This window comes from Paraburkholderia sp. NMBU_R16 (assembly GCF_013282575.1).
Taxonomy (GTDB): domain Bacteria; phylum Pseudomonadota; class Gammaproteobacteria; order Burkholderiales; family Burkholderiaceae; genus Trinickia.
Map to the genome: position 1 here is coordinate 42,659 of NZ_JAAAYE010000005.1, position 12,140 is coordinate 54,798.

The 12,140-nt window shown below is 61.4% G+C and carries 10 protein-coding genes and 1 pseudogene; 5 read left to right on the forward strand and 6 right to left on the reverse strand.

The genetic code is table 11. The annotated features are described in order from the left end of the window. The first annotated feature begins 153 nt into the window (after positions 1-153). The 3 genes from betB (at position 154) to GWC77_RS03705 (ending at position 3,772) form a co-directional block, all read left to right on the forward strand. The gene (gene betB, locus GWC77_RS03695; protein WP_173255517.1) at positions 154-1,632 is read left to right on the forward strand and encodes a betaine-aldehyde dehydrogenase; all 1,479 of its coding nucleotides are present in this window, start codon (positions 154-156) and stop codon (positions 1,630-1,632) included. 12 nt (positions 1,633-1,644) lie between these two features. Then, positions 1,645-3,345 carry a choline dehydrogenase gene (gene betA / locus GWC77_RS03700; protein ID WP_173255518.1) on the forward strand — a complete coding sequence of 567 codons (1,701 nt, stop codon included), beginning with the start codon at positions 1,645-1,647 and terminating at the stop codon, positions 3,343-3,345. 85 nt (positions 3,346-3,430) lie between these two features. Beyond that, a complete protein-coding gene (locus GWC77_RS03705; protein WP_173255601.1) occupies positions 3,431-3,772 on the forward strand; it encodes a DUF305 domain-containing protein in 342 nt (113 codons plus the stop codon). Between the two features lie 35 nt (positions 3,773-3,807). Here the strand turns inward: GWC77_RS03705 and GWC77_RS03710 are convergent, their stop codons facing one another. From GWC77_RS03710 to GWC77_RS03730, 5 genes and pseudogenes are all read right to left on the reverse strand, one after another. After that, positions 3,808-4,098 carry an addiction module antidote protein gene (locus GWC77_RS03710; RefSeq protein ID WP_173255519.1) on the reverse strand — a complete coding sequence of 97 codons (291 nt, stop codon included), beginning with the start codon at positions 4,096-4,098 and terminating at the stop codon, positions 3,808-3,810. Position 4,099: 1 nt separating this feature from the next. Further along, a pseudogene (locus GWC77_RS03715) lies at positions 4,100-4,395 on the reverse strand (type II toxin-antitoxin system RelE/ParE family toxin). A gap of 397 nt (positions 4,396-4,792) precedes the next feature. Continuing rightward, entirely contained in the window at positions 4,793-7,075 is a 2,283-nt protein-coding gene (locus GWC77_RS03720; RefSeq protein ID WP_173255520.1) for a xanthine dehydrogenase family protein molybdopterin-binding subunit, read from the reverse strand. Between the two features lies 1 nt (position 7,076). Further along, positions 7,077-7,532 (reverse strand): (2Fe-2S)-binding protein, encoded by a 456-nt coding sequence (locus GWC77_RS03725; protein WP_173255521.1) that lies wholly within the window; start codon positions 7,530-7,532, stop codon positions 7,077-7,079. 13 nt (positions 7,533-7,545) lie between these two features. Then, the gene (locus GWC77_RS03730) at positions 7,546-8,598 is read right to left on the reverse strand and encodes an NAD(P)-dependent alcohol dehydrogenase (protein WP_173255522.1); all 1,053 of its coding nucleotides are present in this window, start codon (positions 8,596-8,598) and stop codon (positions 7,546-7,548) included. Between the two features lie 187 nt (positions 8,599-8,785). Here GWC77_RS03730 and GWC77_RS03735 point away from each other — a divergent pair, with 187 nt between their 5' ends. Beyond that, on the forward strand, positions 8,786-9,757 hold the full coding sequence (locus GWC77_RS03735; RefSeq protein ID WP_173255523.1) for an AraC family transcriptional regulator: 972 nt from the start codon (positions 8,786-8,788) through the stop codon (positions 9,755-9,757). Positions 9,758-9,788: 31 nt separating this feature from the next. Here GWC77_RS03735 and GWC77_RS03740 read toward each other — a convergent pair whose 3' ends face one another. Beyond that, positions 9,789-10,778, reverse strand: a complete 990-nt coding sequence (locus GWC77_RS03740; protein ID WP_173255524.1) for an aldo/keto reductase — start codon at positions 10,776-10,778, stop codon at positions 9,789-9,791. A 369-nt stretch (positions 10,779-11,147) separates the two neighbouring features. Between GWC77_RS03740 and GWC77_RS03745 the strand changes: the two genes are divergently transcribed. Further along, the gene (locus GWC77_RS03745) at positions 11,148-12,035 is read left to right on the forward strand and encodes an aminotransferase class III-fold pyridoxal phosphate-dependent enzyme (protein WP_173255525.1); all 888 of its coding nucleotides are present in this window, start codon (positions 11,148-11,150) and stop codon (positions 12,033-12,035) included. The last annotated feature ends 105 nt before the right edge of the window (positions 12,036-12,140 follow it).

Here is a 12,140-nt window from a genome sequence, read left to right on the forward strand (position 1 = left end):
TGCGCCGCGGCGATCCATCCAAACGCGACATGTCTTTGCCGGAACCCGACATGCCCATCCCGATGAGTCCCTTATCGATTGAACGCGTGGCGCAAAACGCCTATCGTGGAAGCCTTCGCGGCCCACCGTCACCGTTCGTTGGAGGTTCATTCGATGGCCCAGTCTTCCGTCTACGGCCTGAAGCAGCTCTATATCGACGGCACCTATTGCGATGCCACCAGCGGCACGACGTTCGATACATTCGATCCCGCCACCGGCGCGCACCTTGCCACCGTCCAGCAAGCGAGTCAGGCCGATATCGACCGAGCCGTTGCCGCCGCGCGCGAAGGGCAGCGCCAATGGGCCGCGCTCGGCGCCATGGCGCGCTCGCGTATCCTCAGGCGTGCCGTCGAAATTCTGCGTGCGCGCAACGATGCGCTCGCGGAGCTCGAAATGCGCGACACGGGCAAGCCGATCGCGGAGACGCGCAGCGTCGATATCGTCACCGGTGCCGACGTCATCGAGTACTACGCCGGTCTTGCGCCCGCGCTCGAAGGCACGCAAATCCCGCTGCGCGAAGACTCCTTCGTCTACACGCGCCGTGAGCCGCTCGGCGTATGCGCCGGTATCGGCGCATGGAACTACCCCATACAGATCGCCTGCTGGAAATCGGCGCCCGCGCTTGCAGCCGGCAATGCAATGATCTTCAAGCCGAGCGAAGTGACGCCGCTTTCGGCGCTGGAACTGGCCGCCATCTACACGGAAGCTGGCGTGCCGCCCGGTGTCTTCAACGTCGTGCAAGGCGACGGTCGCGTCGGTGCCATGCTCGCGATGCACGAGGGCATCGCCAAAGTCTCGTTCACGGGCGGCGTGGAAACGGGGAAAAAGGTCATGTCGGTTGCAGGCGCATCGTCGCTCAAGGACGTGACGATGGAGCTCGGCGGAAAATCGCCGTTGATCGTTTTCGACGATGCGGACCTCGCGCGTGCCGCCGATATCGCGGTCACCGCCAATTTCTTCAGCGCGGGCCAGGTCTGTACGAACGGTACGCGCGTGTTCGTGCATCGCTCGGTCAAGACCGAATTCGAGACGCTCGTGGCCGAGCGTGTCCAGCGCATCCGCATCGGCAAACCGTCCGATCCGCAGACGAATTTCGGCCCGCTCGCCAGCGCGGCCCAGCTCGACAAGGTGCTCGGCTATATCGAAAGCGGCAAGCGCGAGGGCGCGCGGCTCGTGGCAGGCGGGATGCGGCTCGTCGACGGCGATTTCGCGCAGGGGCAGTACGTGGCGCCGACGGTCTTTGCCGATTGCCGCGACGACATGCGCATCGTGCGCGAGGAGATTTTCGGCCCCGTCATGTGTCTGCTCGATTTCGACGACGAAACGCAGGTCATCGCCCGCGCGAACGCGACACACTTCGGCCTCGCCGCCGGCGTCGTCACCGAAAGCCTTGCACGCGCGCATCGCACGATCCACCGGCTCGAAGCCGGTATCTGCTGGATCAATACATGGGGGGAATCGCCGGCCGAAATGCCCGTGGGCGGATACAAGCAATCGGGCATTGGCCGCGAAAACGGTTTGACCACGCTCGAGCACTACACGCAGATCAAATCGGTTCAGGTCGAACTCGGGCCGTACCGGCCTGCCTTTTGAAAGGGGATGCGCTTGAACACCAGCGAATTCGACTACATCGTGATTGGCGCCGGCTCGGCCGGCAATGTGCTGGCCACACGGCTGACCGAGGATGCCGATGTGAGCGTGCTGCTGCTCGAAGCGGGCGGTCCGGACTACCGCTTCGACTTCAGCACGCAGATGCCGGCCGCGCTCGCCTATCCGCTGCAAGGACGCCGCTACAACTGGGCCTATGAAACGGAGCCTGAGCCGCATATGAACCACCGCCGAATGGAGTGCGGGCGCGGCAAAGGCCTGGGCGGCTCGTCGTTGATCAATGGCATGTGCTATATCCGCGGCAATGCGCTCGATTACGACGGGTGGGCCCAGATAAAAGGCCTCGAGGATTGGACCTATCTCGATTGCCTGCCCTACTTCAAGAAGGCCGAGACGCGCGACGTGGGACCCAACGCGTATCACGGCGGCGACGGTCCCGTTCACGTCACGACGAGCAAGCCCGGCAACAACCCGCTTTTCGGAGCGATGGTGGAAGCCGGCGTGCAAGCCGGTTATCCGCGCACCGACGATCTGAACGGTTATCGGCAGGAAGGCTTCGGCCCGATGGATCGCACTGTCACGGCGCACGGCCGCCGTGCCAGCACGGCACGCGGCTATCTCGATCAGGCACGCGAGCGGCCGAACCTCACGATCGTCACCCATGCGTTGACCGATCGCATTCTGTTCTCGGGCAAGCGGGCGGTTGGGGTCGCTTACTGGCATCGCGACTCGGAGGTCAAAGCGCATGCACGCCGTGAGGTGTTGCTGTGTTCAGGCGCCATCGCTTCGCCGCAGATCTTGCAACGCTCGGGCGTCGGTCCCGGCGAATGGCTGCGCGAGCTCGAGATTCCTGTCGTGCTCGATCTGCCGGGCGTCGGCCGCAATTTGCAGGACCATCTGGAGATGTATCTGCAATACGAGTGCAAGGAACCCGTATCGCTCTATCCGGCGCTCAAGTGGTACAACCAGCCCGCCATCGGGCTCGAATGGCTCGCGAAAGGCACGGGCCTCGGGGCCAGCAATCACTTCGAGGCCGGCGGATTCATTCGCACGCGCGACGACGATCTTTGGCCGAACATTCAATATCATTTCCTGCCGATAGCGATCAATTACAACGGCTCGAATGCTATCGACATGCATGGCTTTCAAGCGCATGTCGGCTCGATGCGCTCGCCGAGCCGCGGGAGAGTGAAGCTACGGTCGCGCGATCCGCGCGCTCATCCGAGCATCTTGTTCAACTACATGGCGGAGCCGCTCGATTGGCGCGAGTTTCGTGATGCTATCCGGATCACACGTGAAATCATCGCGCAACCCGCGCTCGATCGGTACCGCGGACGCGAGCTGAGTCCGGGTGCCGATCTAAAGAGCGACCGGGAACTCGATGCGTTCGTTCGCTCACGTGCTGAAACCGCGTTTCATCCGTCGTGCTCATGCCCAATGGGGTATGACGGGATGGCGGTCGTCGATACCGAAGCCCGCGTGCATGGTATCGATGGTTTGCGTGTCGTCGATGCGTCGATCATGCCGATCATCACGACAGGCAATCTGAACGCACCGACGATCATGCTGGCCGAGAAAATCGCCGACAAGATTCGCGCACGCAAGCCGCTGGCGCGCGCCGATGTGCCTTACTATGTCGCGAAAGGGACGCCGGCATGCCAGCGTGGCACGAAACTGGCTGGTACGGTCGACGTCTGAACGTCCAGGAGATTTCAACGTGCCCAATCGTCTCGCCTGTCGTCTCGCGCTCATTGGCGCGAGCATCGTATGGGGCCTGTCGGCCATGCCTGCAGGTGCCCAACAAGCTGCCTCGATGCCTGGCATGGATATGTCGCATGCGGCGGGCACGACGCCCGGCGGTTCCAGCGATGCCTCCTCGCAGGCTTTCAGGGATGCCGATCAGAAAATGATGCAGAACATGAATTCGCCGAGTTATACCGGCGATGCGGACAAGGACTTCGTCTCGCATATGATTCCGCACCATCAAGGGGCAATCGACATGGCTCAGGTCGAGCTCAAGTATGGGAAAGATCCCATATTGCGGCGCCTGGCTCATCAGATCATCAAGGCGCAGCAGGACGAAATCAAGCTCATGCAGCGTTGGCAGGAGAAACGGGCTCAGTAGTGCGGCAGGACTGGGGTAACGCCCGCGGCACGTACTCACGCATGCGCAACTCGGGTTGTCAGCTCGAGGCCCAGCGCTTTCATTACCGACAGCATTGTTTTCAGCGTCGGATTGCCTCGCTCACTGAAGGAACGATAGAGCTGCTCGCGCGAAAGCCCCGTTTGCCCTGCGATCTGCGCCATGCCCTTCGCTCGGGCCACCACACCCAGCGCATGCGCGATGTAGCCTGCATCGTTCGTCTCGAATGCCGCAGCCATGAACTCCGCCATCGCTGCTTCACTGCCTAGATCCTCCGCCGGATCATAGACTGTCAATTTTTCGGCCATTTCACTCTCCCAACTCGTTCAACAAACGCTTGGCTAACTCGATGTCCTTCGCTTGGCCGTTCTTTGTGCCGCCGCACAATAAAATGACAATCGTATTGCCCCGTCTATGGAAGTAGATGCGGTAGCCCGGCCCATAGTGAAGGCGCAACTCGCAAACCCCTTGTCCGACCGACTGCGCATCCCCGTGTGTCCGTAAGCCAAACGGTCCAACCGCGACGCGATCAGCGCCCGGGCGCGCTCGTCCTTCAGCCGCAAGCGCCACCGTCGAAAGGTTTCGGTTTCCCTAAGCTCGCTTATCGTAAGGCATATTGTATTTTACAAACTACTCACCGATCAAGAGGAGTTAAATAGTGATGCCGCCCCGAGAACGCGCACCGTGGTAGTCCAGATATAAGAAGAAGTAACGTTGATCGCTGAGGCGCCGAACACTGCGGCAAGGGCAGCCTGGTAAGGGGGCATCCAAAGGGGCGCGCGCTCGAACCGCTTTCGAGCGATGTAGCAGAAGCGACGGACGATCGGTACGCCACGGCGACGGAGCGAGTCGGGGTGGCTAGCAGGCTATGGAATCTACCTGCTTCGACATCGAATTCCCTCGCCGGTTGAGCGAACTTCCCAGGTAGGGCCGAATCAAAAAACGCCACAATCGACGGAAAGATCGATCGGGGCGTTTTGCCAGCGGGCCTGAAGCCGCCGTTCAAGCCGTCTTCAACTGCTCTCCCACGGGTAACTTCCGTATCCGCTTGCCCGTTGCGGCGAAAATCGCATTCGTCAAAGCCGGCGCGAGCGCCGACGTGCCCGGCTCGCCGATACCACCCGGCGCTTCGCCGCTCTTCACGATATGCACCACGATCTCCGGCGTTTCATTGAGCCGCAATACACGATAGTCCGTGAAATTGCTCTGCTCGACCCGGCCATCCTTGATCGTGATTTCGCTATAAAGCGCACCGGTGATACCGAAGACGACACCGCCTTGTATCTGCGCTTCGATCGTCCTCGGATTGACGGCCATGCCGCAATCGACGGCACATACGACGCGGTCCACCTTCACCGCGCCGCCCTCGACCGTCACCTCCGCCACCATGCTCAAATAGCTGCCGAAGGCGTGCATGACCGATACGCCGCGCCCCTTTCCTTTCGGCATCGCGCTGCCCCAACCGGCCTCGCGCGTGGCAACCTGCAACACGTGCGCGGCACGCGGCGCATCGCCTAGCAAATCGAGCCGATACTTCACCGGGTCGATGCCCGCATGTACGGCAAGTTCGTCGATGAAGCTTTCGACGACGAACGTGCCGCGCGTCGCGCCGACGCCGCGCCAGAACGCGGTCGGAATAGGACCGGGCTCCTCCCGCACATAATCGACGAGTTGATTCGGCAGGCTATAAGGCAGTTCGGCCGCCACTTCGACCGCATCAGGATCGACGCCGTTCTTTACGACTGCCGGCGCGAAGCGTGCCAGGATCGACGAGCCCACCACCCGATGCTGCCAGGCTATGGGCTTGCCGTTCGCGTCGAGGCCGGCAGATATTCGATCGTAGTAGCAAGGCCGATACATGTCGTGCTGGACGTCTTCCTCTCGGGTCCAGACGACCTTGACCGGCGAATCGACGGCCTTGCCGATCTTCAACGCCTGCACGATCGCGTCGACCTCAAGCCTTCTGCCGAAACCGCCGCCGAGCAAATGGTTATGGACGGCCACCTTTTCGGGGGGCAGCCCGGTCACCTTGGCGCCCGCGGCGCGAGCGATGGTCGGAACCTGCGTACCCACCCAGATATCGCAACGATCGGCGCGCACGTGCACCGTGCAGTTGATGGGCTCCATCGTGGCATGCGCGAGCAGCGGTTGCTCATAGACCGCATCGATGCGCGCCTTGGCCTCGCCGAACGCTTTGCCGACGTCCCCTTCCTTGCGGGCGACAGCGCCGTCGCGCCGCGACGCTTCCGCAAGATCGGTAAAAATCTTCTGAGTCGATAGCGTCGCAGCCTGTCCGCCGTTCCACTTGATGTCGAGGGCAGCAACGCCTTGCTTCGCAGCCCAGGTATGCGCCGCGACAACGGCAACTGCGTTGTCGAGCTTCACCACCTGATGCACTCCGGGCACTTGCTTGGCACGCGTATCGTCAACGCTCTCCATCGTGCCGCCGAACACGGGGCAATTGACGATCGCCGCGTAGACCATGCCGGGCAGGCGCACGTCGAAGCCGAACAGCGCAGTACCATCCACTTTTTGCGCCGAATCGAGCCGGTCCGTGGGCTTGCCGATCAGTTCGAAGTCCTTGGGATCCTTGAGCGGGACAGTGGTCGGCAACGGCAGCTTCGCCGCGGCATCGACGAGTTTGCCGTAGGCGATACGCCGTCCGCTCGGCGTGTGCACGACTTCACCGGCGCGCGCCGTGCATGAAGCCGGATCGACGCGCCATTGCCGCGCCGCGGCCGAGACAAGTAATGCGCGCGCCGTGGCACCCGCTTGGCGCATCGGCTGCCATGCGAAGCGAATCGAGGTCGAGCCGCCGGTGATCTGCCCGCCTCCCAGCAACGGATCGCCATACAGCTTGTCGTCGGGCGGCGCATGATCGAGCGTCACTTGCTGCAACGGCACCGCCAGTTCCTCGGCGATCAGCATGGGAATCGAGGTATAGACGCCCTGCCCCATCTCCACCTTGGGCATCACGAGCGTCACGCGGCTTTCGCGGTCGATGCGGATGAACGCATTCGGCGCGAACGTGCCGGGCGCTGCGACTTCGGAAGCCTGCCCTTCGACGGCGGATCGGCGCGCATGCGCGCCACGGTCGGTCGCAGCATCGGCTCGTACGCTGAAACCGAGCAGCAGTCCGCCGCCGGCGGCTGCACCGAGCGTCATGCCGAACTTGAGAAACGTCCGGCGTGAGACGGCGGAGCCGGCCGGCTCATTGGCAAGATCGGGCGCCCCAGCGGCACTTGCCTCCACGCTGTGGGCGAGATCGAAGAGTCCTTTCGACATCTCACGCCTCCCCTGCCGCGTGCTTCACGGCCGCGCGAATGCGGTTGTAGGTGCCGCAACGACACAGGTTGCCCGCCATCGCCGCGTCGATATCGGCGTCGCTCGGCTTCGGGTTTTGCGCGAGCAGCGAGGCGGCCGACATCACCTGCCCCGACTGGCAATAACCGCATTGGACGACATCGAGATCGCGCCAGGCTTCCTGCACCTTGCGCCCTGCCGGCGTGGCGCCGACGGCTTCGATCGTCGTGATTTTCTTGCCGGCGACGGCCGACACCGGCAGCACGCACGAGCGCACCGCGGCCCCATCGAGATGGACCGTGCACGCACCGCACTGAGCGATGCCGCAACCGAACTTCGTGCCGGTCAGTCCCACGACGTCGCGCAGTACCCACAGGAGCGGCATATCGTCCGGCACGTCGAGCGTGTGGACCTTTCCGTTGATCGTCAGTGTCGCCATGCTCAGTCCTTTCTTATTGTCTCAATGAGTCGATATCGATCACGAAGCGGTATTTCACATCGCTTTTCAACATCCGGCCGTAAGCTTCGTTGATCTGCTGCATCGGAATCATTTCGATGTCCGAGGTAATGCCATGCTGACCGCAAAAATCGAGCATCTCCTGCGTTTCGGCGATTCCCCCGATCAGCGAACCAGCCAGCCGACGGCGCTTCATGATCAGGCTGAACACTTGCGGCGACGGATGATCGTGCTCGGGTGCGCCGACCAGCGTCATCGTCCCATCGCGCTTGAGCAATGCGATGAACGGATTCAAATCGTGTTGCGCGGCAACTGTATTGATCAATAGATCGAAGCTGTTCGCATGTTTGGCCATCGCCTCCGGGTCCTTCGAGATGACGACCTCGTCCGCGCCCAGCCGCTTGCCGTCTTCGACCTTCGACGCCGACGTCGTGAAAAGTACCACGTGCGCGCCCATTGCGTGCGCAAGCTTCACACCCATGTGCCCGAGGCCGCCGAGACCGACGATGCCGACTTTCTTGCCGGGGCTGGCGCCCCAGGTGCGCAACGGTGAGTAGGTCGTGATGCCCGCGCACAACAGCGGTGCAACGGCAGCCGGGTCGAGGTTGTCGGGCACGCGCAGCACGAACGCTTCGTCGACGACGAGGTTCGTCGAATAGCCACCGTAGGTCGTTTCACCTGTTACGCGGTCCGTGCCGTTGTAGGTGGCGACGAAGCCGTTCTCGCAGTATTGCTCGAGGCCTTCCTGGCAGCTCGCGCAGGTGCGGCACGAATCGACGAGACAGCCTACACCGACGAGATCGCCCGTCTTGTAGCGGGTGACGGCTGGTCCGACGTCCATCACACGTCCGACGATCTCATGGCCCGGCACGACGGGATAGATGCTGTTACTCCATTCGTTGCGTGCCTGGTGCAGGTCCGAGTGGCACACGCCGCAGAACATCACTTCGATATGCACGTCGTACTCGCGCAGACCGCGACGCTCCAATTCGAACGGCGCGAGCGGCGATTGTGCGTTCTGGGCTGCGTAGGCGTGAGTCTTGTACATGGTCGCTCCTGTCATGCGGTTAAGCAAAATGCGGTATCGCATCGAGCCTCACATCCTAGGCAGCGGTCGTGCCCCGCGGAATACCTGAACCTCTTGAAGCCTTGCCTGTTTCTCTTGGCAAGCAGCAAAACCGCGCCGTTGGTGGTAGATTTCGAGCCTGTTCCTCTTGCCAGGCCGCACCCCGGACATGACGCATTCTTTTTCGGAAACCGCTCGTGTGGACATCGACGCGTCGCAGGCACGCGTCGTCGAATTGCTGGGCCGGCTCGCGCCGGCCGAAGGCATCGTGCCTTCGTCGATCGAAGGCGTAAAGCTGATGCGCGTGAACCATCGCTGCCCGCGCATACCGGTCCTGTACGACCCGAGCATCGTCATCGTCTGCCAAGGACGGAAACGAGGCTTCCTGGGCGCTCAGACGTTCGTCTACGACCCGCAGCATTATCTCGTGATGGCCGTGCCGCTGCCGTTCGAATGCGAGACCGAAGCGACGCCCGACGAACCGCTGCTGGCCGTCAAGATTCAGATGGATCTCGCTGTCGTTGCCGAGTTGCTGATTGCGCTGAACGACTCGCGCGGTCCCATCCAGGGCGAGCCTCGCGCGTTTTACGCCACCCCGCTCGAAAGGCCGCTCGCCGATGCGGTATTGCGGCTCGTGGAAGCGCTGGCCTCGCCTGCCGATGCCCCGATTCTCGGCCCGGGCATCGTGCGCGAGATCTGCTATCGCGTGCTGACAGGCCCGCAAGGCGATGTCATTCGCGTCGCGCTGACGCATCAGCATCATTTCGGCCGTATTGCGAAGGCTTTACGCCGCATTCATTCGGATTACCAGAACAATCTCGATGTCGAAATGCTCGCACGCGAGGCAGGCATGAGCCTCGCGGTGTTCCATGCGCAGTTCAAGGCCGTAACGGCCACTTCGCCGATGCAGTATGTGAAGACCACGCGCCTGCACCATGCGCGTTTGCTGATGGCGCAAGACGGGCTCAACGTCAGCGCGGCGGCGGCACACGTCGGCTATGAAAGTGCCTCGCAGTTCAGCCGTGAATTCAAGCGGCTTTTTGGCGTCACGCCCGCCGACGAGGCGCGGCGTGTGCGCGCGGCGGTCGGCTCGCCGCCGCCCGTCGCGCCTTTACGCAGCCAGTATGTGACGGCGGAATGAGCAAGCGTTGCGGTTTCCGCTCGGGCCTTCGTTATCGCAGCGCATCGCCGAAGCGATATTCGTAGCTCAATTCGTCGAGCTTTGTCTTGAGCGCGCCATCGAGTGGACGATCCGCCGCCGCGATGGAATCGTTCAACTGTTCGGGGCGGCTGGCGCCGATGATCGCCGAGGTGATCGCGGGATTGGCGAGTACCCAACCGACGGCTGCGGTCACGGGCGACAGCCCGGCCTCAGCCGTCGTTTTACAGAATGCGTCGACCGTTTCGAATTCGCGCTCGTGCCAGTAGCGCTCCTGATACATCGCACCGGCCGTGCCGAGCGTGAAGCGCCCTTCGGGAGGCGTTGCACCGCGCTTGTGCTTGCCGGTCAACAGCCCGCCGGCCAGCGGGTTGTAGGGAATCACGCCCAGCCCTTCTTCTTCGGCTAGCGGCAGCAGTTCGCGCTCGATCTGGCGGAAGAGCAGATTGTAGCGAGGCTGCACGGATACGAAGCGCGCCAGCCCGAGGGTCTCGGCACGCCCCAATGCACGCGCGAGCCGATAGGCCAGAAAATTCGAAACGCCGATATAGCGTGCGCGGCCTGAGCGCACGATCGTATCGAGCGCCTCGAGCGTTTCGTCGACGGGGGTTTCGCGATCGTCGGAATGCAGTTGGTAGAGGTCGACGTAATCGGTGCCGAGCCGATGCAGCGAGGCATCGATGGCGTCCAGCAGGTGTTTGCGCGATGCGCCCTGATCCCACGGCGACGGACCCATCTTGCCGACGGCCTTCGTGGCGAGGATGAAGCGTTGGCGCTTGCCTTTCAGCCAGCGTCCGACGATTTCCTCGGTGGCACCGACGCGGGAGTCGCCACCGCCGAGGGGATAGACGTCAGCCGTATCGAAGAAGGTGATGCCCGCATCTGCAGCGGTCTGCATGATGCGGCCGGACGTCGCTTCATCGGTCTGAAAGCCGAATGTCATCGTGCCTAGACACAGGCGCGAGACCGTCAGGCCGGTACGGCCGAGCTTGCGGTATTCCATGAGGTTCCTCCGGGAGTCGAGCGCTGGGGGAGCAGAGGACAAAGGATAACCGGCCTCGTGAATGCTTGCTTCGGACGCGCATTTCGTTGCGAGCGGCGCTCGTAAGCCAAATCAATCACTAGCCCGCAGACATCACGGCATCCATTGGATCCAGATGCATTCGTGTTTGTGTGTCATCGAACGAGCGGAGCGCTCCCTATCAGCACGGACTCTCCCTCATAGCCAGGTCCGACTTCAATCTTTTAACGAACCCTCCGATCGTCCGAAATTGCGAAAAAGACCGTTGACAAGCGGCGATAGTTCGTACACTCGCCTCAAGCTTTCGACATAAAGGTTGCCAAAAGCACGTCTTTGAAAAGGTGATTCGACATGGTGACAAAAGTATGCGAAACACGCGTTGGAAACGTATTGGCTGGCTGGAATCATTTGACAGGAATCGGGCCTACCCAAATTCGCAGTGCTTCGGGCGCTCGAATACAAACCGCGTCCGGAGAATGGCGTGACGACTACATTATGGGCTGGGGTTCGTGCCTGCTAGGCCACGATAGCTACATTATCAAGGAGTCAATCAGTCAAGCCTTGTCGAGTGGATTTCTCCAGCAATATGAAACAGAAACGCACCAGCTGTTAAGCGAACGCTTCTGCGCTGCAGTTCCCTGTGCGGAAAAGCTTCGCCTTGTTAATTCCGGGTTAGAGGCGACTATGTATGCGACTCGAGTGGCTCGAGCTGTAACCGGAAAAAGATTGATCGTAAAATTCGAAGGCCACTTTCACGGCCTAAACGATACTCTCAGCTGGAATATCGACTCCTCCCCACGGAGCGGCGCAGCGTTCGCGAGCGGCGACCTTGAACGTTTACCCGGCACGATTGGAATCCCAGATGAGCTAGGGCAATTGACTGTACCGGTCCCATGGAATGATCTAAGCTCCATTCAGGCAGTCTTCCAATCCCACGCCCGAGATATCGCAGGGATTATCCTGGAACCCATAGCCCTAAACATCGGATGCGTCAAGCCTGACGAGCAATTTCTACAAGAACTACGCGCACTTGCGACTGAGCACGGCGCATTATTGATATTCGATGAAATATTGACCGGATTTCGAGGCAATATCGGCGGAGCACAAAAGGACTATAACGTAACGCCCGACATCGTAACATACGGTAAGGCATTCGGCTGCGGTATACCAATTGCCGGAATCGCAGGCAAATCTGAATTTATGGATGTGATCGCGCCGCGCGGGCCCCGTGCAAATTAGCGGGACAAATACAGGACGATATCTTTCAGTCTGCGCAACGCTATCAGTTCTGCAGCATCTGGAAGACGGAGCCATACATCGATACATCAACTCATTGGAACTTCG